Origin of the sequence: Nocardiopsis sp. YSL2 (genome assembly GCF_030555055.1) — a bacterium.
Lineage (GTDB): Bacteria > Actinomycetota > Actinomycetes > Streptosporangiales > Streptosporangiaceae > Nocardiopsis.
Genome location: NZ_JAMOAO010000001.1, coordinates 617,279 through 638,774, shown reverse-complemented (window position 1 = coordinate 638,774; position 21,496 = coordinate 617,279). Strand labels below are relative to the sequence as shown.

The window sequence follows — 21,496 nt, the reverse complement described above, 5'->3', positions numbered from 1 at the left end:
CGGCGACGCATGGTGCCGCCCCTGCCCGCGCGCGGTGCCGCCCGCGCCCCGGGCCTCCGTCAGGGGCCGCCGGCCTCTCGCGAGAGCGCGCTCGGGCGCTCCACGGCCGCCCGCCCGTCGGACCCTCCTCCCGGTCGCGTGCGGGACGCCGTGGATCGGAGACCGCCCACGGGATCAGGCGGCGCGGCCGAAGCGCGCGCGGGCCCCGGAATCCGGTACGTCCTCCCTGCCCTGCCGGTGGCCCTTCTTCTTCTCGGCGCGGCGCGCGGCACGCTCCTCGGCGCGGGCCCGCTTGATCGCGCGGACGTGCTCCGCCTCGCGTCGGCGCTCGCGGCTGACGTAGTCGGCGGTCGAGCTGAACAGGTCCGGGTGGTACATGGTGGGCCTTCCCCCGTGGGCGGAGACCCTGTGTCCCCGCCGCCTGAGAACAACGATCGGTCTAAGGCCCCGCCCCGCGCATGGGGAGGATGCCCAGTCCTGACCGCGTCCGGCGCCCGGGTCGGCCCGGTCGGCCTAAGGCCCCCGCCGGAGGACCTGAGGCGGTCTCAGGAGGCCCGGAGCGTTGGTCCGCCGTGCGGCGGCCAGACCCGGGCGGAGCACTCGAGCCGAGACCAAGGTGTGTCACTGAAGGCGTTCTCACGGTGACTCGTAGTTGTCTAGGGCTGACAGGGTGGACGTACAGGAGGTGCGTGATGTCGCGAGTGCTCGGGGGGAGCCGGTACCGCGCGGTACCGGTGTTGATCGGCGCGGTCGCGGTCGGGGCGGCGGCCCTGGTCGCGAGCGGGGCCGCGGCCGACGAGCAGGCGGCGCCGGTGAGCCTGTCCGTGTCGGGGGAGGACGGGGCGGCTCCGGGGGAGGAGGTCGTCCTGCGGACGAGCGTGACCAACGGCGACAGCGCCCCGGTGGAGGGCGCCCTCCTGGCCCAGCACGTCCCGGAGGGGATGGAGGTCCTGGAGGTCGGCCAGGGCGGCATGGTGGAGGAGGGCATCGCCAACTGGGGGGTCGGGATCCCCGCCGGCGGGGAGGCCCACCACACGGTGCGCGTGCGGATCGCCGAGGACACCGCCGTGGACGAGCGCCTGATGAGCACGGCCTGCCTGCTGTTGGACCGCGACGCCGAGCCCACGGCGTGCGCGAGCGACACCGTGCTGGTCACCGAGCGGTCGGCGGCCCTCGGCGGGCTCGCGGACCGGGCGACACTGGTCGGTTCGGTCGGTGCGGGGCTGGTACTCGTGCTGGTCTGGTTCCTGTGGCGGCGCAGGGGCGCGCTCCGGAGCCGGTGACCGGGCCGTGACGTCAACGCGTCATATCCGGGGCCGGAAAAACTACGACGCGTAGTAGTGTGTCGCCATGGACATCATCTACTCCGCGCTCGTCTTCCTGCACATGATCGGTCTCGCCGGCATCCTCGCGGGCTTCCTCATGCAGGTCATGACCGGTCACGCCAAGTCGACCAAGGTGCTGCTGCACAGCTCCCTGCTCCAACTGGTCACCGGCCTGGCCCTCGTGGGGGTCGCCGAGATGTCCGGGGTCGCCGAGGTCGACAACATCAAGGTGGGCGTCAAGCTCATCGTCGCCCTGGCCGTGGTGGTCGTGGGCGTCATGAACCTGCGCAAGCCGTCCAGCCGCCTGGCCACCATCGCGGGCGTGCTCGCCATCCTCAACATCGGTGTCGCCGTCTTCTGGTGATCCGCCCTCCCCGCTGCGCCGGTGGCGGCGCGGTCCCCCGCAGGGCCGCGCCGCCACCGGCTTCTTCACGCCCTCTTGCCGAAATCTTGCGTGCATCTTTCACGCAGAACCGCGGCGTATCGCGCCTGGTCACGCGGTGGGCGTGTGTTCGGTGGTCCGCGTCATCCCTGCGCCAAGGCCCTGAACTTCGCAGTTCAACGGACTGATCTCACTCAGTGTGCGCGTCGCGGCACGAGGAGATCCGGCGGCAATCTCCTGTTCACAACGCTGGACTCTTCTGTTAAGTTCACCACATTCACGCAAACTCTTGCAGAGTCTGCAAGAGAGCGGCGGTGTGGCAGCGCGGCCCCACCGCGCAACTCCCTCCCCCCAAGGAGCGAACATGAACAGACGCAGACTCGGCTCCCTCGCGGGGGCCGCGGCGCTGGCCGCCGGCCTTCTCGCGGCTCCGGCCCCGGCGTCGGCCGCCCCCGCCCCCGCGGAGGTCCCCGCAGCCGAGCAGAACGGCGGGACGATCGTCCACCTGTTCCAGTGGAACTGGGACTCGGTGGCCGCCGAGTGCGAGGACTTCCTCGGCCCGAACGGGTTCGGCGGCGTCCAGGTCTCCCCGCCCCAGGAGCACGTGGTCATCCCCTCCGCCGAGGGCGGCAACTACCCCTGGTGGCAGGACTACCAGCCGGTCTCCTACCAGATCGACAACACCCGGCGCGGCACGGCGGCGGAGTTCGAGGCCATGGTCGCCACGTGCCGCGACAACGGCGTCCGGATCTACGCCGACGTCATCATCAACCACATGACCGGCAACGGCTCGGGCACCGGCAGCAACGGCACCGCGTGGGAGAAGTACGCCAATCCGGACCTGTTCGGCGACGGCAGCGCCGCCTACGACAGTGACGACTTCGGCCCCTGCTTCGAGACCATCAGCGACTGGAACGACAAGTGGGAGGTCCAGAACTGTGAGCTCCTGGAGCTCTCGAACCTGAACACCGCCACCCCGCACGTGCGTGAGCAGCTCCGGCGCTACCTCAACGGGCTCGTGGACATGGGCGTGGGCGGATTCCGCGTGGACGCCTCCAAGCACGTTCCCGAGGCCGATGTCGAGGCGATCTTCGGCGGACTGAACGAGGTCCCCGGCTTCGGCGGGCAGCCCGACGTCTACCACGAGGTCTACGGCGACCAGACGGTGCCCTACACCGCCTACACCCCGTACGGCAAGGTCACCAACTTCGACTACAAGAACGACTTCGCGGGCAAGTTCGCCGGCGGCGACCTCGCCGGACTGGTCGACATGCCCGACTACGGGGGCCTGACCGCCGACGAGGCCATGGTGTTCGTCGACAACCACGACACCCAGCGCTACACGCCGACCCTCACCTACAAGGACGGCGACCGCTACCACCTCGCCACCGCCTTCATGCTCGCCCACCCCTACGGCACCCCCGTGGTGATGTCGAGCTACGACTTCGGCGACAACCAGACCGAGGGCCCGCCCAGCGTCGGCGAGGTCGACGGCAACCCCGCCGGGTGGATCACCGAGGACAGCGACTGCGCCGACGCCGACTGGGTCTGCGAGCACCGCGACGGCACCGTCGCGGGGATGGCCTCCTTCCGCAACTCCACCGACGGCACCGGCATCACCCAGCGCGCCGCCGACGGCAGCTCTCGGGTCGCCTTCGACCGCGGTGACCGCGGCTTCGCGGCCTTCAACGCCGGCGGCGGCACCTGGAACGTCACCGCCAGCACGTCCATGCCCGACGGCGTGTACGAGAACGCGGCGGGCACCGGCTCGGCCACCGTCTCCGGCGGCCAGGTCACCGTGGAGGTCCCGGCCGAGGGCGCCGTCGCCATCCACGTCGACGGCGTCTGCGACCCCGTCGACTGCGACGACGACGGCGGCAGCGACACCTTCGAGATCTCCGCCACCGCCTACACCAACTGGGGCCAGGAGGTGTACGTCGTCGGCAACACCGACGCCCTCGGCTCCTGGAACCCCACCAGCGGCGTGAAGCTGTCCACCGACGGCAGCACCTACCCGCAGTGGACCGGAGAGGTCACCATCGGTGACGACGACGAGTGGAAGCTCGTCAAGGTCGACGGCGCCGGCAACGTCCAGTGGGAGTCCGGCGGCAACCGCGTCGGCCCCGACTCCGCCCCCGTCTGGCGCGACTGAACCACCCGGGCCGCCTCACTCCACGGCCCCTCCCACGGCACCCCCGCGCCACACTCCTCCGGCGCGGGGGTGCCCGCTCGTGGGCCCGGCTCAGCCGTCGTAGAACACGCGCTCCATCACCGCGCGGGCCCGCCGCGTCGTGCGCAGGTAGGCCTCGGCCAGCTGCTCGGCCGCGCCCTCCCACACGTCGTCCTCGCCCTCGCCGCTGCGGCAGCCCATCGCCTCGGCCAGCGCCGAACGCACCCGCAGGTCCGTGGGCAGCGAGTCCCCGGGCCGGCCGCGCACCAGCATGACCATCCCGCGCACCCGCGAGGCCAGACGCCAGGCCTGCTCCAGCACCACACCGTCGTCCGCGGCCAGCATCCCGTGCGCCACCGCCACGTCCAGGGCCTCCAGCGTGCCCGTCGTGCGCAGGTCCGGGTACTCGTGGGCGTGGCGGAGCTGGACCAGCTGCGCCACCCACTCCACGTCCGACAGGCCGCCCCGGCCCAGCTTCGTGTGCAGTGTCGGATCCGCCCCGCGCGGCAGCCGCTCGGCCTCCATCCGTGCCTTGAGCTTGCGGATCTCCAGCACGGCCGCGGAGTCGATCCCGCCCTCCGGGTAGCGGATCGGGTCGATGAGCGCGGTGAACGCCTGGCGCAGCTCCGGGTCGCCGGCGATCGGGCGGGCGCGCAGCAGTGCCTGGCTCTCCCACACCTGCGACCAGCGGCCGTAGTAGGCGGCGTAGGAGTCCAGAGTGCGCACGACCGGTCCGCTGCGCCCCTCCGGGCGCAGGTCGGTGTCCACCTTCAGCGGCGGCTCGGCGGCCGGCATCTCCAGCAGTCGCGCCAGCTCGCGCACCACCTCCAGCGCCTGCCTGGTGGCCGCGCCCGTCTCGACCCCCGGCAGGGGGTCGTGCACGTACATCACGTCGGCGTCGCTGGCGTAGGTCAGCTCACCGCCGCCGAAGCGGCCCATGGCGATGACGCACACCCGTGTCAGCGGCTCGTCGCCCGAGGCCGCCACCACGCGGTTGACGGCCAGGCGCAGCGCGGCCTCGATGGTCACCGCCGCGATATCGGTGAGCGCCGAGCCCACGTCCTGGACCGTCGACACCTCCAGCAGGTCCGCGACGGCCGTGCGCAGCAGTTCGCGGCGGCGCAGCGCCCGCACCGCCGCCACCGACTCCTCGGCCGTGTCGTAGCGGCGCAGCGCCGCCTCGGCCTCCGCGGCCAGCACCTCGGGCCTGCGCCGCGTGAGGTCGGCGTCGTCGGCGAGCATCCCCACGGCCTCCGGGGCCCGCAGCAGCAGCTCCGTCACGTACCGGCTCGTGCCCAGCAGCCAGGCCATCCGCTCGGCCACCCGCACGTCGTCGCGGAGCAGCCGCAGGTACCAGGGCGTCGTGCCCAGGGCGTCACTGACCTGCCGGAACCCGAGCAGCCCCGCGTCGGGGTCGGGCGCGTCGGAGAACCAGCCCAACATGACCGGCAGCAGGGTGCGCTGGATCGCCGCGCGCCGCGACACCCCGGACGTCAGCGACTCCAGGTGGCGCAGCGCCCCCGCGGGATCGGCGAATCCCAGCGCCTCCAGGCGTACCCGGGCCTGTTCGGGGGTGAGCCGCGCCTCCTCGCCCGGCAGCTTGGCCACCGCGTTGAGCAGCGGCCGGTAGAACAGCTTCTCGTGCAGGCGCCGCACCTCCGAGGACACGCGGCGGCGCGCCTCGGTCAGCTCCCGCACGGGGTCGGCCGTGTAGCCCAGCGACCGTCCCAGCCGCCGGAGCTGGTGCGGGCCGTCGGGGCTGGCGGGGTCGGGCATCAGGTGGGTCCGCCGCAGCCGCTCCAGCTGCAGCAGGTGCTCGACCCGGCGCAGGAACCGGTAGGCCTCGGCCAGGCCCACCGCGTCGCCGCGGCCCACGTACCCGTGCTCGGACAGGGCCGCCAGCGCGTCGAGGGTGTTGCCCGAGCGCAGTCGCTCGTCCGTGCGCCCGTGCACCAACTGGAGCAGTTGGACGGAGAACTCGATGTCGCGCAGCCCGCCCGGCCCGAGCTTCAGCTCGTGCTCGGTGTGCGCGACCGGGATGTGCGCCACCACGCGGCGGCGCATCGCCTGTACGTCCTCGACGAAGTTGGCGCGCTCGGTCGCCCCCCACACCATCGGGGCGATCGCGGCCTCGTAGGCGCGGCCCAGCTCCATGTCACCCGCGACGGGCCGTGCCTTGAGCAGTGCCTGGAACTCCCAGGTCTTGGCCCAGCGCTCGTAGTAGGCCACGTGGCCCGACAACGGCCGTACCAGGGGACCGTTCTTGCCCTCCGGGCGCAGCGCCGGGTCCACCTCCCAGAGGGTGCCCTCGGCGTCGGTCTCGGAGGGGATCCGCATCATCGCCGTGGCCAGCCGGGTGGCCGAGCGCATCGCCGCCTGGTCGTCCACGGGTGTGTCGGAACCGGGCTCCTCGGTGGGCTCGGCCACGAACACCACGTCCACGTCGCTGACGTAGTTGAGCTCCCGTCCGCCGCACTTGCCCATCGCGATGACGGCCAGGCGGCAGCGGTCGGCGTCCTCGGGGAACTCCGCGCGCGCCACCGCCAACGCGGCGTCCAGGGTGGCGGCCGCCAGGTCGGCGAGCTCCGCGGCGACCTGGTCGACCGTGCACAGCCCCGTCAGGTCGCGTCCGGCCAGGCGCAGGACGCGCCGCCGGTAGGCCACGCGCAGGGTGTGCTTGAGGGCGTGCAGCGACCCGTCGTCGGACACGACGGGGTCGGCCCGCGGCGCCCGCGCGTTGGGGTCGGCGCCCACGGTGTGCAGCAGTCCGTGCCGCAGCTCCTCGGGCTCGGGGGAGCGGGCGGCGTCGGCTCCCCGCAGCTCCCGCCAGTCCCCGGGGTGGCGGACCAGGTGGTCGGTCAGCGCCGTGCTGGCCCCCAGCACCCGGCACAGCCGGGCCCGCAGATCGGGGTCCTCGCGCAGCACGGCGAGCATCTCGTCGGGGTCGGAGGAGGCCTCCAGGACCCGGATCAGGCCGAGCAGGGCCTGGTCGGGGTCGGGGGCCGCCGCGAGGTCGCTGATGACGTCGGTGTCGGCCTCGGCGTTCAGGCCCGCCTCGGTCATCAGGCGCAGGGCCCGGGTGCTGTCACTGAAGCCGCGCCTGGCGAGTGCGCCTGCCGTCATGGTGTTGATTCCGTCCCTTGCCACGCGTCAACGGTAGTCCCGAAACCGGTCGGGGCCGGTATCCGAACGGATACCGGCCCCGTGGGGGAGTGGCGCGCCTCGGGCGCGCCACTCCGGGGAACTGCTGTGTTCCTGGCCCGTCGGCCCGTCCGAGCGAGCGGAACGGGCCGGCCGACACCGACCTAGATGTCGTAGTAGAGCTCGAACTCGCGCGGGTGCGGACGCAGACGCAGGGAGTCGATCTCCTCGGTGCGCTTGAAGTCGATGTAGGTCTCCAGGAGGTCCTTGGTGAACACGCCGCCCTCGAGCAGGAACTCGTGGTCGGCCTCCAGGGCCTCCAGCGCCTCGTCCAGGGACGCCGGGACGGTCTTGATGGCCTGGGCCTCCGCGGGCGGAAGCTCGTACAGGTCCTTGTCGACCGGCTCCGGCGGCTCGATCTTGTTCTTGATGCCGTCCAGGCCCGCCATCATCATGGCCGAGAAGGCCAGGTACGGGTTGGCCGAGGGGTCCGGCACGCGGAACTCGATGCGCTTGGCCTTCGGGTTCGACCCGGTCAGCGGCAGGCGGATGCAGGCCGAGCGGTTGCGCTGGCTGTAGACCAGGTTGATCGGGGCCTCGTAGCCGGGCACCAGGCGGTGGTAGGAGTTCACCGTGGGGTTGGTGAAGGCCAGCAGCGCGGAGGCGTGCTTGAGCAGGCCGCCGATGTAGTAGCGGGCCGTGTCGGAGAGCTGGCCGTAGCCGGACTCGTCGAAGAACAGCGGCTCGCCGTCCTTCCACAGGCTCTGGTGGCAGTGCATGCCGGAGCCGTTGTCACCGAAGAGCGGCTTGGGCATGAACGTGGCCGTCTTGCCCGCCTCGTTGGCGACGTTCTTGACGATGTACTTGTACAGCTGCACCTTGTCGGCCTGCTGGAGCAGGGTGCCGAAACGGATGCCGATCTCGGCCTGGCCGGCGGTGCCGACCTCGTGGTGCTGGAGCTCGACGTCGACGCCGGAGTCGATCAGGGTGCGGACCATGTCGGAGCGCAGGTCGCTGTAGTGGTCGACCGGCTCGACGGGGAAGTAGCCGCCCTTGTAGCGCGGACGGTAGCCGCGGTTGCCGCCCTCGACCGCGGAGCCGGTGTTCCAGGCGCCCTCGATGGAGTCGATCTCGTAGAAGCCGGTGTTCGAGCGGGTCTCGAACTTGACGTCGTCGAAGATGTAGAACTCGGCCTCGGGGCCGAAGAACGCGGTGTCGGCGACGCCGGAGCTGGCGAGGTAGGCCTCGGCCTTGCGCGCCACGTTGCGGGGGTCGCGGCTGTAGGACTCCAGCGTGAGCGGGTCGTGGACGAAGAACGTCATGTTCAGCGTCTTGTGCTTGCGGAACGGGTCCACGACACCGGTGCTCAGGTCGGGGAGCAGCAGCATGTCGGACTCGTGGATGGCCTGGAAGCCGCGGATCGACGACCCGTCGAACATCTGGCCGTCCTTGAACGTGCCCTCGTCGACGTTCTCGATCGGGAGGGTGACGTGGTTCACGCCCCCGAACAGGTCCGTGAAGCGGACGTCGAGGAACTTGACGTCCTCGTCGCGGATAAAGTCGAGCACCTCGCTGATGCTGCTGAACAAAACGAACCTCCGTGCAGGTGGCTGAGACGCCGGATCACCGGGTCCGCCCCATCGCGGACATGTCGGAACACGCGACGTCTCCCGGCTTCGTCATCGAAGCTAGGAGCGCGTCATTTCCGCGCCATGTCTCTATTGTTTCCTGCATGTTACGGAGCCAGGTGTTTTCGCAGACCAACACGCTTGACTCGGTGATTCCACCACGGATCACCCTAAAACAGGGTGTTCTGCCCACTGTCCGTGGTCGCTCCTGTGGCATACGCCATGCTCCCACCCGCGGCGTTCCGCCTCGGACGCCACCGCGTTCGGTCACAGCCCCGCAACCGGTCGCCGCCACCGTGCGGATAGCGTGGACGGCATGACTGACAAGCGCCGGAGCGGTACCGAGGCCGCCGACCCCGACGACGACTTCCGCTACCGGGGCAACCGGCTGGGCCTGCCGGAGACCGGGACCGGATCGGTGCCGGGCGTCGGCCGCCGCCTCGTCGGACTGGCCCTGGACTGGATCCTGGCCCTGCTGGTCGCCTGGGGCGCCTACGGCGCGGGGCTCATCGGTGCCGGGCTCTCCGTCCCGGAAGCGGCCTCGACCCTGGTCGGCAACACCGCCCTGGTGGTGTTCGCGGCGATGAACATCCTGCTGCTGACGCTTTTCGGCACGACCTTCGGCCGCCGCCTCGTCGGCGTGGGCATCACCGCCACGGGGGAGCGGTCCTGGCCGTGGTTCGTGTCCATGGCCGTGCGCACACTGCTGTTGTGCCTGGTGATCCCGGCCGTCATCTACGACCGCGACACCCGCGGACTGCACGACCGGGCCGCCGGGACCGTGGCCACCCGCTTCTGAGGCCGGGGCGGAGCCGGATGGATCCGCGCCCGGGTGCGTGCGGAGCACCCCGGACCTGCTGTTAGCATCCGTTCATCGCCTGACCCGGACGGTGTCGCCTTCCCGTCCGTCCCGTCAGCCGAATCCCCCGCACCTCCCCGTGCTCCCCCGCGTCCCACCGCACCCTGCCGAAGGTACGTATGGCTGGCAAACGCTCCGCCCCTCGCCCCTCGGGCGTCCTCAGCGCCGCCCGGCTGTCCACGGGCCAGTGGGTCGCCTGCGCGGCCACCGCGCTGGCCATCATCGCGAGCCTGGGCGGCTACACCTGGTACCAGGGCATCGTCGGCAACATCACCACCGCGGAGGTGGACACCGACGAGTGGGACCGCCCGACCAGCGTGGAGGGCGTGATGAACATCCTCATCATCGGCTCCGACGTGCGCTCGGGTGAGAACGCCGAGTACGGCGAGGCGGAGGGCGAGCGCCCCGACACCATGGTCATCGCCAGCGTCAACGTCGACAGCGGCGCGGCCACGCTGGTGAACCTGCCCCGGGACCTGGTCGTCGACCTGCCCGGCTGCGAGCCCTCCGAGGGGTACGACGGGATGAGCGCCCAGAGCGGCATGCTCAACTCGGCGATGACCTTCGGCGGGATCGGCTGCCAGTGGACCACCGTCGAGCAGGTGACCGGCGTGCACCTGGACCACTTCGTCATGATGGACTTCGGCGGCTTCAAGGAGATCGTGAACGCCATCGGCGGGGTGGAGATGTGCGTCCCCGAGCCGATCGACGACCCCAAGGCCCACCTGAACCTGGAGGCCGGGCGCCAGACGCTCAACGGCGAGGACTCCCTGGGCTTCGTGCGCTCGCGCTACGGCCAGGGCGACGGCAGCGACCTGTCCCGGATCGGGCGCCAGCAGGAGTTCATGGGCGCCATGCTGCGCCAGGTCCTCAGCAGCGAGGTGATGTCCAGTCCCGTGACCGTCACGAACTTCCTCGGCGCCGTCACCGACTCGATCACCACCGACGAGGAGCTGACCATCGACACGATGGCCGACATCGCCATCTCCATGCGCGAGGTCGACCTGGAGCGGGTCCAGTTCGTCACCGTCCCCAACGGCCAGCACCCGGCCGACCCCAACCGCATCATCATGAGCGCCGACGCCCCGGCGCTGTTCGAGGCGGTCAACAACGGCACCCTCATGCCGGAGGAGGACGAGGAGGACGCCGGCGGCGAGGAGGCCGAGGCGGCTCCGGACCCCTCCGAGATCTCCGTGGAGGTCCTCAACAACACGGGCATCGGGGGGCTGGCCGCCGAGGTGGAGGGCGTCCTGCTCGGCGAGGGTTACGCGGTCACGGGGACGGGCAACCCCGTGGAGCGCTTCCCCGAGGCCACCACCGTGTACTACGCGCCGGGCGAGGAGACCGCGGCGGAGCTTCTGGCCGGTTCCCTGGACCAGGCCGAGACCGCGGAGGCCGAAGGGCTGGAGCAGACCCTCGAACTGGTCATCGGCGCCGACTGGGCGGGCTTCGCCGACGCGGGGTCCGAGGTGTCGGTCACCGAGGACCTGGGCGGCTCCACCGCCGCGGCCGACGAGGAGAGCGCCTGCTGAACGCGGGTCCCTGACCGGGGGCGCCGGTCGCGGTCTGGCCCCGGGTGTCGTGTTCGGGTAGCATCCGCCCGTTGTGTTCGTGCCGTTATCTCCCATTTCGGACGGATCCCGCCCCGCCCCCGGATCGGATCGCAGGTGCCCCGTTGTCCCGTAGGAAGATGCCCGCGCGCAGACGTCTGAGCCTGGGCCAGTGGTCGGCGTGCGGAGCGACCGGTGTGGTGATCGCCGCCTGCCTGACCGGATACGGCATGTACAACGATGCCCTGAGCGTCGAGACCGAGACCGTGGACCCCGACGGCTGGGGCGACCGGCCTCCCGAGGTGGAGGGGCTGCACAACATCCTGCTGTTGGGGACCGACGAGCGTGCCGGGGACGAGGCGCAGTTCAGCGAGGAGAACGGCATCCGTCCCGACGTCCTCGTGATCGTCAGCATCGACGCGGACAACGGCGGCGTCACGATGGTCAACCTGCCACGCGACCTCATCGTCGACCTGCCCGCCTGTGACCCGGTGGGCGACTACCCGGGCTGGGCGGGCGGCTCGGACCAGCTCAACCACGCCATGTTCTACGGCGGTATGGACTGCCAGGGCAACGCCGTGGAGACCATCACGGGCGTGCACCTGGAGCACATCGTGGCCGTGGACTTCGCGGGCTTCGAGGCCATCGTGGAGACCATCGGCGGCGTGGAGATGTGCGTGCCCGAGCCGGTGAACGACCCCAAGGCCCACCTGACACTGGAGGCCGGCGAACAGCGGCTGACCGGCGAGCAGGCGCTCGGCCTGGCCCGCTCGCGGGCCAGTACCGAGTTCGGCAGCGACCTGAACCGTATCGAGAACCAGCAGCGGCTCATGGGCGCCATCATGCGCGAGGTCACCAGCGGGGACATCCTCTCCAGCCCCACCACGCTCTACAGCTTCATCGACGCGGTCACCGACAGCCTCGTGACCGACGACGGCCTCACCGTGGACAAGATGCGCGAGTTGGCCGTGGCCGTGCGCGAGGTCGACCTCGAACAGATGACCATGGTGACGGTGCCGGTCGTGGAGCACCCGGCCGATGACAACAAGTTGGCCTTCAAGGAGCCCGCGGCGCAGGACCTGCTCGCCGCCGTCGCGGCCGGCGAGGTCCAGGCGGAGGACGAGGGGGAGGACGAGGACGGCGGGTCCGAGGAGGAGTCCGAGGCTCCGGTCGAGCCCTCGGATGTTTCCGTGCGGATCCTCAACGGGACGGGCCAGACCGGTCTGGCGGCGCAGGTCGAGCCGCTCCTGGCCCAGGAGGGCTTCACCGTGACCGGCACGGGCAACCCCGAGACGCGGTTCCCCGAGGCGACCACGGTCTACCACGGCCCCGGCCAGGAGGCCGAGGCCGAACTGCTCGCCTCCGCGCTGACCGCTGCGGTGACCGAGGAGGTGCCGGACCTGGAGGGCGGCCTGGAACTGGTGATGGGCGCCGCGGACTGGGGGCCGGTCGTGGGCCTGGGCGGCGGATCGGACGGCGGTGAGGGCGACGACGGCGCCCTGGGCGGGCTGGACACCAGTACCGCGGCCGAGGACGAGGTCACCTGCGGCTGATCCTGCGAGCGAGGCGCCGGGCCCGGTACGCGCCGCCCGGAGCGCACGGGGCCCTCGCCGTGTCTGGGGAGCGGGATGACACGTCTGAACTTATCGTTTATCGTTATTATCGAGAAACGATAAGAGAGAGGTCTTCGTGCGCGCACTGCCCACGCTCCGCTGGTCCAGGGCCGACACCCTCGCCACCCACCTCATCCTGGTGCTCGGCATCGGGCTCTCCGTCCTGGGCGCAACCGCCCAGCTGCTGTGGGTCGCGCTCGGCATCGGCAGCGGGACGTCTTCCGGCGCCGTCACCGCCACCAGGCCGGACGGCGTCCCCGAGCCCCGCACCGAGGCACCGACGAGCGCGCAGGACGTGACGGTCACCGACACCGGGCGGATGGTGATCGAGTTCCACGATCCCACGGCCTGGGAACGCTTCCTGATCGCGGCACCCGGTCTGCTCGGCGTCTCCGCCACCCTGCTGGTGCTCCTGATGGTCTGGAGCCTGGTCCGCGGCCTGGGAGCCGGAGACCCCTTCGTCCCCGCCAACGCGCGCCGGGTCTACGTCATCGCGCTGACCGTGCTGATCGGTTCCGTGGTGGTGCCGACGGTCGCCGCGGTGTGCGAGAACGTCCTGCGGGGCCGGGCGCTGGAGTCCGACGAGATCGCCTTCTCCTTCGTCGTCTTCGGCGAGGGAGGGATCTCGCTGCCCCTCGTCCTCACCGGCTTCCTCCTGGCGGCGCTGGCCGAGGTGTTCCGCCGGGGCACGGCCCTGCGCGCGGACGTCGAAGGGCTGGTCTGATGCCGCCGGAGGAGGCCGCGGGCATCCGGGTCCACCTGGACAAGGTGCTCGCCGAACGGGGGATCACCCTCACCGAGCTGGCCCAGCGGGTGGGCGTCACCGTCGTCAACCTGTCGGTGCTCAAGAACGGCCGCGCCCGCGCGATCCGCTTCTCCACCCTGGCCGCGCTGTGCCGAGAACTGGACTGCAAGCCCGGTGACCTCCTCGACTACGAGGAAGGGGAGTGACAGACGCCGAAGGGGGCCGTCCCGGTGCGGGACGGCCCCCTTCGGCGTTCGCGGAGGCGGCTAGCCGCCCATCTTGCCGCGCATGCCCTTGGGCATCTTCGCGCCCTTGGGGACCGGGCCCTTGGGCATCTGCATCGCGGCGGGAAGCGCCTTGAGCCGGTAGTTCAGCTCGGCCGTTCCGGACTTGTCCAGGTTCCGGGGCAGCTTGACCAGCGCCCGCTGGAGCTTGGAGACCGGCACCTGGTCCTCGCCGTTGCCGACCTTGAAGTCGTAGATGGGCGTGTCCATCGCCACGCGCGAGACGCGCTTCTTCTCGGCCGCGATCAGCCCCCGCAGGCGGCCGGGGTCGCCCTCGCCGACGAGCACCACGCCCGGACGGCCCACCACGCGGTGCACGACGTCCATCTGCTTGTTGGCGGCCACACCGGGCTCGACGACCCAGTTGCCGCGCATGTTCTCCAGGATCGCCATACCCGCGCCCAGGCGGCCGTCCAGCATCTTGTACTGCACGCGCTGCGCCGAGCGGGTGAAGATGATGAAACCGACCAGGAAGGCCAGCGGGATACCGGTGAGCGTCCAGATGATCCACGAGCCGGTCCAGATCCCGACGGCGACGGCGACGGCGAGGATGACCACCGCGACGGCGGCGGCCAGCGGGATGCTCTTGGGACTCTGCTGGTGGACGACCTTGGCGACCATGCCGATCTGCTTGAGCCGGCCAGGCTGCTTCTCGGCCCCGTCCTTGCCGGACGTCGTCTGGGAACTGGGCTTTTTCGCCATCGTGCTCTCAGGCAGCGCGCGCCGACCCGGGGTCGGCGGGGAACGGATTCCCTGGGCTGCCTTGCCTCCTCTTCGCGGTCGACCTGGTGCGGCGCCTTCCGGCGCCACCAGCTGGGCGCCTCTCCCACCAGGATAGGCGGAACGGTCCGCCCAAGCGGAACGGTGGCCCGGAGGCCACCGTTCCAGCTTGGTTACGACTCGGGCGGATTGCCCGTTATGCCTCGTTCTTGGCGGCGGCCAGCTCGGCGTCCCGCTTCTCGCGCGCCTGCTTGTACAGGCGCCCGGCGCGGTAGGAGGAGCGCACCAGCGGGCCGGACATGACCCCGGCGAAGCCGATCTCCTCGGCCTCCTCGCCCAGCTCCACGAACTCCTCCGGCTTCACCCAGCGGTCGATCGGGTGGTGCAGCTTGGAGGGGCGCAGGTACTGGGTGATGGTCAGCAGGTCGCAGCCGGCCTCGTGGAGGTCGCGCATCGCCTGGCTGATCTCCTCACGGGTCTCGCCCATGCCCAGGATCAGGTTCGACTTGGTCACCAGGTCGTCGGCGCGCGCCTGGGTGATGACGTCCAGGGAGCGCTCGTAACGGAACCCGGGGCGGATGCGCTTGAAGATCCGCGGCACCGTCTCGACGTTGTGCGCGAGCACCTCGGGGCGGGACCCGAAGACCTCGGCCAGCTGGTCGGGGTCGGCGTTGAAGTCGGGGATCAGCAGCTCGACGCCGGTGTCCGGGTTGAGCTCGTGGATCTTGCGGACCGTCTCGGCGTAGAGCCAGGCCCCGCCGTCCTCCAGGTCGTCGCGCGCCACGCCGGTGACGGTCGCGTAGCGCAGCTCCATCTTCTTGACGGAGGTGGCGACCTTGGTCGGCTCCATGCGGTCCAGCGCGGTGGGCTTGCCGGTGGCGATCTGGCAGAAGTCGCAGCGCCGGGTGCACTGGTCACCGCCGATGAGGAACGTGGCCTCGCGGTCCTCCCAGCACTCGTAGATGTTGGGACATCCGGCCTCCTGGCACACCGTGTGCAGGCCCTCGCTCTTGACCAGGGAATGGAGCTCGGTGTACTCGGGCCCCATGTGCGCCTTGATCTTGATCCACGGCGGCTTCTTCTCGATGGGGGTCTCGCTGTTGCGCGCCTCCACGCGCAGCAGCTTGCGGCCCTCAGGAGCGATGGTCAACGTGAACCCGTTCCCTTCTGTGCCCCGTGTGCGGGGACCCTCTGCCCCTTGTGGGGGCTGTGTCATCCTCAGGCGGCGGCACCGGCGAGCAGCGCCGTGCCGTCGGTGTGGCCGTACTCCGTCGCGCCGAGGACGTCGGCCAGGTGGCGTTCCACGCGCGGGCGCACGTCGGCGACGGTCACCGGGCGGCCCAGCTCGGCCGAGATGGTGGTGACGCCGGCGTCGGAGATCCCGCAGGGGACGATCCGGTCGTACCACGTCAGATCATTATCGCAGTTCAACGCGAGTCCGTGCATACCGACCCCGCGGGCGATCCGGCAGCCGATCGCGGCGACCTTGCGCTCGATGAGCCCGCGCTCGGGATCGGCGTCCAGCCACACGCCCGTACGGCCCTCGACGCGCCTGCCGGTCAGGCCGTACTCCGCGATCGTGCGGAGGATCGCCTCCTCCAGCATGCGCACGTAGGCGATCACGTCGATCGGGTCGGGCAACTTCACGATGGGGTACACCGTGAGCTGACCCGGCCCGTGCCAGGTGATCTTCCCGCCCCGGTCGATGTCCACGACCGGAGCGCCCGGGTCGGAGGTGGGACGATCCCACCTCCCGGTGCGCTTGCCCGCCGTGTACACGGGTTCGTGTTCGAGGAGCAGGACCGTGTCGGCCACTTCGTCGGCGACGCGGCGCTCGTGGAGCCGCTTCTGCAGGTCCCAGCCCTCGTGATAGGGGACGGGGCTGTCGCCCAGCCATGCGTAAACGAGATCACTCACACACACACCTTACGCCCCGGATCGGGGTGCGGGTCTGGCCAGGATGTCGGAAAGCGCACTGTCGATGGTGGGCAGGCGAAAGGAATACCCGGCGGCCAGCAGGCGTTCGGGCACCACCCGCAGGTCCAGCAGCGCCGACTCCTCGGCCAGGTCCCCCATCGTCGCCCGCAGCGCGGTGGCCGGGAGCGAGACCAGGGTCGGACGGCCCAGCGCGCGCCCCAGCGCCTCGGTGAAGGCGGCGTTGCTCACCGGCTCGGGGGCGCACAGGTTCACCGGCCCGGTGATCTCCGGCCGTTCGAGCAGGAACAGGATCGCGTCGACCTGGTCGCGCAGCGAGATCCAGCTCATGTACTGCGCGCCCGACCCCAGGCGCCCGCCCAGTCCGGCACGGTACAGCGGGATCAGCGTCCTGAGCAGCCCGCCCGAGCGGTCCAGCACCACCGAGGTGCGCAGGTGCGCCACCGACAGCCCCGCCTCCTCGGCGGGACCGGTGGCCGCCTCCCAGGCCTGGCACATCCCGGAGAGGAAGCCGGTTCCCGCGGGGCTGTCCTCGGTGGCGACCTCGCCGCCGGTGTCCCCGTAGTAGTACGCGCCCGACGCCGACAGCAGGCGCGGGGGAGGGCAGGCCATCGACGCCAGGGCACGGGAGAGGACACGCGTGCCCCTGACCCGGCTGCGGCGGATCTGGGCCCGCCGGTGCCGTGACCACGGGACGCGGTGGGCCGGCTCGCCGGCCAGGTGCACCACGGCGTCGACCTCGTGCAGGGCCACGGTGTCCACGCGCCCCTGCTCCGGCCGCCACTCCGCCTCTTCCACGCAGGGCACACGGCTTCCCCTGGGCGGATGGCGCACCACGCGCACGACGCTGTGGCCCCCGTCGAGCAGGGCCGCGCACAGCGCGCCGCCGATGAGGCCCGAGGCCCCGGTGATCGCCACTCTCATGCACCTTGACCTACCCCGCCCGGCGTGCGCGGCGGTGGGCGGACCCGCCAAGTTTTCTCCGGCTTTTTCGGCGAAAGGCCTGCGCGGGGTGCCGCCGTCTTCTACCTTGAAGGTGGGACGGGGGACTCCGCGTCAACGCGGAGCTACCGTGGGCGACGCGCCGTCATTGCGACGGGCGCGCGCCCGGCCACAGACCTTTGATGATGGGGATCATCAGGGGATGGTGATTGGTGGGGTAAGGGACGGGGCGGTGCCATCGGCACCGCCCCGTTCATCGTGCCAGGGACTCGATGCCCGGATAGGGGCGGCGCTCCCGCGCCTCGCGCAGGGCGAGCGCCCACCACCGCAGCTCCTCGACGAGCACACGCACCGCCATCCGGGCCTCCGCCATGTCCTGCGCCGGGAGGCCGTCCGGACCGAACGCCAGGTGCGCGTCGTGGAAGCTCACGGTGTCGCGCAGGGTGGCCGTGTGCAGCTCGGAGAAGACCGACCGCAGCTGCTCCACCGCCCGCAGGCCGCCGGAGCGCCCGCCGTAGGAGACGAACCCCACCGGCTTGCCGAACCACTCCCGGCGGGCGGAGTCGATCGCGCTCTTCAACGGCCCCGGGTAGCCGTGGTTGTACTCGGGGGTGACGACGACGAACCCGTCGGCGGCCGCCACGCGGGAACCGAAGTCGGCCATCGGCGCCCCGTGCCCGTCGCCGGGCCCCAGGTCCGCCACGTCCAGGACGTCGACGTCCAGGCCGGAGTGGTCGCCCACCTGCTCCAGGAACCAGTTCCCGACCAGGGTGCCCGTGCGGCCGTTGCGGTTCGCGCCCAGGATGACCGCGATCCGGAGGTTGTCCATATGCGTCCTTGTCCTCGTCCTTCCGGTCCACGGTAGGACCTCAAGGTAGCTTGAGGTCAACTCGGGGCGGGGTGGCCCCGCACACGACCGGGCCGGACGCCGACGACGGCGTCCGGCCCGGTTCGGGGTCGGAGGAGCTACAGACCCAGGTCGCGCTCGAAGTCGCCCTCCTCCAGGCGCGCCTTGACGTCCTGGAGGAAGCGGCCGGCGTCGGCGTTGTCGATCAGGCGGTGGTCGTGGGCCAGCGACAGGTAGACCATCGACCGCACCGCGATCACCTCGCCGCCCATGGCCTCGTCCTCGACGACGACCGGGCGCTTGACGACCGCGCCGGTGCCCAGGATGGCCACCTGCGGCGTGTTGATGATCGGCGTGCCGAACAGGGCGCCGACACTGCCGGTGTCGGCGATGGTGAACGTGCCGCCGCTCAGGTCGTCCGGACCGAGCAGGCCGGTGTGCGCCTGGTCGGTCAGCTTGGTGATCATCCTGGCGAGGGACCCCAGGTTCAGTCCGCCGGCGTCCTTGACGACCGGGACGAGCAGGCCGCGCTCGGTGTCGACCGACACACCGAGGTTCTCCACCGCGTGGTAGGTCACCTCGTGCGAGTCGTTGTCGATCACCGCGTTGATCTGCGGGTGGGACTTGAGCGCCTCGACGGCGGCCAGGGCGAAGAACGGGAAGAAGTCCAACTCCACGCCCTCGCGCTTGGCGAAGTCGACACCCGCCTGCTCGCGCAGGCGCGCGATCTTGGTGACGTCCACCTCCACGACCTGGGTGATCTCGGCCGCCGTGTTGAGCGACTCCACCATGCGGTCGGCGATGGACTGGCGCAGACGCGACAGCTTCTCGGTCCGGCCGCGCAGCGAGGAGGCGTCCGAGACCGCCTTGTGCTGGGTCGTGCTCGGCGCGGGCGCGGCGGCGGCCGCCTTCTGCTCCTCCGCGGCCTTGAGCACGTCCTGCTTGCGGATGCGGCCGCCCACACCGGTGCCCTTGACGCGGCTCAGATCCACGCGGTTCTCGGCGGCGAGCTTGCGCACCAGCGGAGTGACGTAGGCCTCGGTCACCGTGTCGGTGCCCGAGGCCTGCCCGGTGCCGCTCAGCGTCTCGATGTCCACCGACGGCACGTCGTCGGCCGCGGACTGCCGCGCGGGGGCCGGGGCCGACGGGGCGGCGGGCTCCTCGGCGGCGGGCTCCTCGGCGGGGGCGGGCTCGGGCTGGGCGGGAGCGGCGGGCGCGGCCGGAACTGGAGCGGAGCCCTCGGCCCCGATCAGCGCGATCTCCGCGCCGATCTCCACGGTGTCGTCCTCGGCGGCGATGATCTTGGTGAGTACACCGGCGACCGGGGACGGGATCTCGGTGTCCACCTTGTCGGTGGAGACCTCCAGGAGCGGCTCGTCCACCTCGACGGTGTCGCCCTCGCTCTTGAGCCACTGGGTGACGGTGCCCTCGGTGACGCTCTCGCCCAGGGCGGGCATGGTGACCGACGTGGTGGGGCCGTCCGCGGAGGCGGGCGCGGCCGGGGCGGGCTCGGGGGCGGCCGCGGGCTCCGGCTCCTCGGCACGGGCGGGCTCGGGGGCGGGCTCCGGCTCGGGCTCGGGCTGCGCGTCCTTGGCCGTCGACCCGCCGTCCCCTCCCTCGCTCTCGCCTTCGCCGCCGATGACCGCGATCTCCGCGCCGATCTCCACGGTCTCGTCCTCGTCCACCAGGATCTTGGTGAGTACACCGGCGACCGGGGACGGGATCTCGGTGTCCACCTTGTCGGTGGAGACCTCCAGGAGCGGCTCGTCTACCTCGACGGTGTCGCCCACGTTCTTCAGCCACTGGGTGACGGTGCCCTCGGTGACGCTCTCACCCAGGGCGGGCATGGTAACGGAAGTCGGCATGGGTTCCTCGTTGGATCTGGACGCGGTACCTGCCCAACCCCTTGACTGGGCAGCGCGGATGTGGCGGGGGCGGGCCGTATCGGCCCGCCCCCGGGTGGTGCGGTCAGTCGTGGACGTGCAGCGGCTTGCCCGCCAGCGCCAGGTGCGCCTCGCCCAGCGCCTCGGACTGGCTCGGGTGCGGGTGGATCAGCTGGGCGACCTCCGAGGGCAGGGCCTCCCAGTTGTAGATCAGCTGGCCCTCGGCGATGAGCTCGCCGACCCGGCTGCCGACCATGTGGACGCCCAGGACGGGGCCGTCCTTCTCGGCGATGACCTTGACGGCCCCCGAGGTCTGCAGGATCTGGCTCTTGCCGTTGCCCGCGAGGTTGTAGTTCATCTCCACGACGTCGTGGCCGCGCTCCTTGGCCGCCTTCGTGGTCAGGCCCACGGACGCGACCTCGGGCTCGCAGTAGGTGACGCGCGGGACACCGTCGTAGTCGATCGCGGGCGGGTTCTGCCCGGCGATGTGCTCGGCGACGAAGATGCCCTCGGCGAAGCCGACGTGGGCCAGCTGCAGGGTCGGGATGAGGTCGCCCGCAGCGTAGATGTTGCCCACGCCCGTGTGCAGGTTCTCGTCCACCTGGACGAAGCCGCGGTCCAGGGTGATGCCCTGCTCCTCGTAGCCCAGGCCCTCCGAGACCGGTCCGCGGCCGATGGCGACCAGCAGCAGCTCGGCCTCCAGGGTCTTGCCGCCCTTGAGGGTGACGGTCACGCCCGCGTCGGTGGTCTTGACCGACTCGAAGGGGGTGCCGAGCTCGTACTTGATCTTGCGCTTGCGGAAGGCCCGCTCCAGGAGCTTGGAGCTGGACTCCTCCTCCACGGGGACCAGGTGGGGCAGGGCCTCGACGATGGTGACGTCGGCGCCGTAGGAGCGCCAGACGCTGGCGAACTCCACGCCGATGACGCCGCCGCCCAGGACGATGACGGACTCGGGGACGCGGTCCAGGCCCAGGGCCTGGTCGCTGGTCATGACCTTCTCGCCGTCGATGTCCAGGCCCAGGGTCTTGGGCTTGGAGCCGGTGGCGAGCAGGATGTTGCGGCCCTTGTAGACCGTGTCGCCGACCGTGACCTCGTCGGCGCCGGTGAGCTTGCCCTCACCCTCGACGACGGTGATCTTGCGGGACTTGACCAGGCCGGTCAGACCCTTGAACAGGCCGTTGACGACCTTGTCCTTGTACGAGTGCACCGCCTGGATGTCGATGCCCTCGAACGTGGCCCTGACACCGAAGTTCTCGCTCTCCTTCGCGGTGTCGGCGACCTCGGCCGAGTGCAGGAGGGCCTTGGTGGGGATGCAGCCGCGGTGCAGGCAGGTGCCGCCGAGCTTGTCCTTCTCGATCAGTACGACGCTCTGGTCCAGCTCCGCGGCGCGCAGTGCCGCCGCGTAGCCGCCGCTGCCGCCGCCAAGGACGACGAGGTCGAAGGTGCCGCCGTTCTCACTCACGGGAACGAAC

18 protein-coding genes are annotated in these 21,496 nt (G+C 71.2%); 8 read left to right on the top strand and 10 right to left on the bottom strand.

The window, feature by feature from the left end; genetic code table 11:
• Nucleotides 1-174: 174 nt before the first annotated feature.
• Complete coding sequence (locus M1P99_RS02775) at nt 175-378, bottom strand: hypothetical protein (RefSeq protein WP_304451110.1); 204 nt, start codon at nt 376-378, stop codon at nt 175-177.
• 314 nt (nt 379-692) lie between these two features.
• Between M1P99_RS02775 and M1P99_RS02770 the strand changes: the two genes are divergently transcribed.
• The 3 genes from M1P99_RS02770 (at nt 693) to M1P99_RS02760 (ending at nt 3,859) form a co-directional block, all read left to right on the top strand.
• On the top strand, nt 693-1,283 hold the full coding sequence (locus M1P99_RS02770; RefSeq protein ID WP_304451109.1) for a hypothetical protein: 591 nt from the start codon (nt 693-695) through the stop codon (nt 1,281-1,283).
• Between the two features lie 67 nt (nt 1,284-1,350).
• Nucleotides 1,351-1,689, top strand: coding sequence for a hypothetical protein (locus M1P99_RS02765; RefSeq protein ID WP_304451108.1), 339 nt, complete (start codon nt 1,351-1,353; stop codon nt 1,687-1,689).
• Nucleotides 1,690-2,071: 382 nt separating this feature from the next.
• Entirely contained in the window at nt 2,072-3,859 is a 1,788-nt protein-coding gene (locus tag M1P99_RS02760) for a carbohydrate-binding module family 20 domain-containing protein (RefSeq protein ID WP_304451107.1), read from the top strand.
• Between the two features lie 90 nt (nt 3,860-3,949).
• Here M1P99_RS02760 and M1P99_RS02755 read toward each other — a convergent pair whose 3' ends face one another.
• Together M1P99_RS02755 and glnA are read right to left on the bottom strand one after the other, a co-directional pair.
• The gene (locus M1P99_RS02755; RefSeq protein ID WP_304455551.1) at nt 3,950-7,000 is read right to left on the bottom strand and encodes a bifunctional [glutamine synthetase] adenylyltransferase/[glutamine synthetase]-adenylyl-L-tyrosine phosphorylase; all 3,051 of its coding nucleotides are present in this window, start codon (nt 6,998-7,000) and stop codon (nt 3,950-3,952) included.
• A 182-nt stretch (nt 7,001-7,182) separates the two neighbouring features.
• Complete coding sequence (gene glnA / locus M1P99_RS02750; RefSeq protein WP_304451106.1) at nt 7,183-8,607, bottom strand: type I glutamate--ammonia ligase; 1,425 nt, start codon at nt 8,605-8,607, stop codon at nt 7,183-7,185.
• Nucleotides 8,608-8,962: 355 nt separating this feature from the next.
• Here glnA and M1P99_RS02745 point away from each other — a divergent pair, with 355 nt between their 5' ends.
• The 5 genes from M1P99_RS02745 (at nt 8,963) to M1P99_RS02725 (ending at nt 13,619) form a co-directional block, all read left to right on the top strand.
• Nucleotides 8,963-9,445 carry an RDD family protein gene (locus M1P99_RS02745; protein ID WP_304451105.1) on the top strand — a complete coding sequence of 161 codons (483 nt, stop codon included), beginning with the start codon at nt 8,963-8,965 and terminating at the stop codon, nt 9,443-9,445.
• Between the two features lie 179 nt (nt 9,446-9,624).
• Complete coding sequence (locus M1P99_RS02740; RefSeq protein WP_304451104.1) at nt 9,625-11,037, top strand: LCP family protein; 1,413 nt, start codon at nt 9,625-9,627, stop codon at nt 11,035-11,037.
• A gap of 158 nt (nt 11,038-11,195) precedes the next feature.
• On the top strand, nt 11,196-12,608 hold the full coding sequence (locus M1P99_RS02735; protein WP_304455550.1) for an LCP family protein: 1,413 nt from the start codon (nt 11,196-11,198) through the stop codon (nt 12,606-12,608).
• Nucleotides 12,609-12,744: 136 nt separating this feature from the next.
• On the top strand, nt 12,745-13,392 hold the full coding sequence (locus M1P99_RS02730; RefSeq protein ID WP_304451103.1) for a DUF2975 domain-containing protein: 648 nt from the start codon (nt 12,745-12,747) through the stop codon (nt 13,390-13,392).
• On the top strand, nt 13,392-13,619 hold the full coding sequence (locus tag M1P99_RS02725; RefSeq protein ID WP_304451102.1) for a helix-turn-helix transcriptional regulator: 228 nt from the start codon (nt 13,392-13,394) through the stop codon (nt 13,617-13,619). Before M1P99_RS02730 ends, M1P99_RS02725 begins: the two co-directional genes overlap by 1 nt.
• A gap of 60 nt (nt 13,620-13,679) precedes the next feature.
• On the opposite strand, the gene M1P99_RS02720 is transcribed toward M1P99_RS02725, so the two are convergent.
• The 7 genes from M1P99_RS02720 to lpdA all read right to left on the bottom strand — a co-directional run bounded on the left by M1P99_RS02720 (nt 13,680) and on the right by lpdA (nt 21,486).
• Nucleotides 13,680-14,399 (bottom strand): DUF4191 domain-containing protein, encoded by a 720-nt coding sequence (locus M1P99_RS02720; RefSeq protein ID WP_304451101.1) that lies wholly within the window; start codon nt 14,397-14,399, stop codon nt 13,680-13,682.
• Between the two features lie 214 nt (nt 14,400-14,613).
• Nucleotides 14,614-15,567 (bottom strand): lipoyl synthase, encoded by a 954-nt coding sequence (gene lipA / locus M1P99_RS02715; protein WP_304451100.1) that lies wholly within the window; start codon nt 15,565-15,567, stop codon nt 14,614-14,616.
• A gap of 68 nt (nt 15,568-15,635) precedes the next feature.
• Nucleotides 15,636-16,334 carry a lipoyl(octanoyl) transferase LipB gene (gene lipB, locus M1P99_RS02710; protein WP_304451099.1) on the bottom strand — a complete coding sequence of 233 codons (699 nt, stop codon included), beginning with the start codon at nt 16,332-16,334 and terminating at the stop codon, nt 15,636-15,638.
• 9 nt (nt 16,335-16,343) lie between these two features.
• Complete coding sequence (locus M1P99_RS02705) at nt 16,344-17,276, bottom strand: TIGR01777 family oxidoreductase (protein ID WP_304451098.1); 933 nt, start codon at nt 17,274-17,276, stop codon at nt 16,344-16,346.
• 271 nt (nt 17,277-17,547) lie between these two features.
• Nucleotides 17,548-18,123 carry an NADPH-dependent FMN reductase gene (locus M1P99_RS02700; RefSeq protein WP_304451097.1) on the bottom strand — a complete coding sequence of 192 codons (576 nt, stop codon included), beginning with the start codon at nt 18,121-18,123 and terminating at the stop codon, nt 17,548-17,550.
• A 137-nt stretch (nt 18,124-18,260) separates the two neighbouring features.
• A complete protein-coding gene (sucB, locus tag M1P99_RS02695) occupies nt 18,261-20,006 on the bottom strand; it encodes a 2-oxoglutarate dehydrogenase, E2 component, dihydrolipoamide succinyltransferase (RefSeq protein ID WP_304451096.1) in 1,746 nt (581 codons plus the stop codon).
• Between the two features lie 103 nt (nt 20,007-20,109).
• Complete coding sequence (gene lpdA / locus M1P99_RS02690) at nt 20,110-21,486, bottom strand: dihydrolipoyl dehydrogenase (RefSeq protein WP_304451095.1); 1,377 nt, start codon at nt 21,484-21,486, stop codon at nt 20,110-20,112.
• Nucleotides 21,487-21,496: the final 10 nt, after the last annotated feature.

What these genes read in the sequence shown, in the direction of transcription:
- M1P99_RS02760 (WP_304451107.1), top strand. Translation starts at nt 2,072, where the DNA reads ATGAACAGACGCAGACTCGGCTCCCTCGCGGGGGCCGCGGCGCTGGCC.
- M1P99_RS02705 (WP_304451098.1), bottom strand. Translation starts at nt 17,276, where the DNA reads ATGAGAGTGGCGATCACCGGGGCCTCGGGCCTCATCGGCGGCGCGCTG.
- M1P99_RS02770 (WP_304451109.1), top strand. Translation starts at nt 693, where the DNA reads ATGTCGCGAGTGCTCGGGGGGAGCCGGTACCGCGCGGTACCGGTGTTG.
- M1P99_RS02755 (WP_304455551.1), bottom strand. Translation starts at nt 7,000, where the DNA reads ATGACGGCAGGCGCACTCGCCAGGCGCGGCTTCAGTGACAGCACCCGG.
- M1P99_RS02765 (WP_304451108.1), top strand. Translation starts at nt 1,351, where the DNA reads ATGGACATCATCTACTCCGCGCTCGTCTTCCTGCACATGATCGGTCTC.
- M1P99_RS02775 (WP_304451110.1), bottom strand. Translation starts at nt 378, where the DNA reads ATGTACCACCCGGACCTGTTCAGCTCGACCGCCGACTACGTCAGCCGC.
- M1P99_RS02700 (WP_304451097.1), bottom strand. Translation starts at nt 18,123, where the DNA reads ATGGACAACCTCCGGATCGCGGTCATCCTGGGCGCGAACCGCAACGGC.
- M1P99_RS02735 (WP_304455550.1), top strand. Translation starts at nt 11,196, where the DNA reads ATGCCCGCGCGCAGACGTCTGAGCCTGGGCCAGTGGTCGGCGTGCGGA.
- sucB (WP_304451096.1), bottom strand. Translation starts at nt 20,006, where the DNA reads ATGCCGACTTCCGTTACCATGCCCGCCCTGGGTGAGAGCGTCACCGAG.
- M1P99_RS02745 (WP_304451105.1), top strand. Translation starts at nt 8,963, where the DNA reads ATGACTGACAAGCGCCGGAGCGGTACCGAGGCCGCCGACCCCGACGAC.
- M1P99_RS02725 (WP_304451102.1), top strand. Translation starts at nt 13,392, where the DNA reads ATGCCGCCGGAGGAGGCCGCGGGCATCCGGGTCCACCTGGACAAGGTG.
- M1P99_RS02720 (WP_304451101.1), bottom strand. Translation starts at nt 14,399, where the DNA reads ATGGCGAAAAAGCCCAGTTCCCAGACGACGTCCGGCAAGGACGGGGCC.
- M1P99_RS02740 (WP_304451104.1), top strand. Translation starts at nt 9,625, where the DNA reads ATGGCTGGCAAACGCTCCGCCCCTCGCCCCTCGGGCGTCCTCAGCGCC.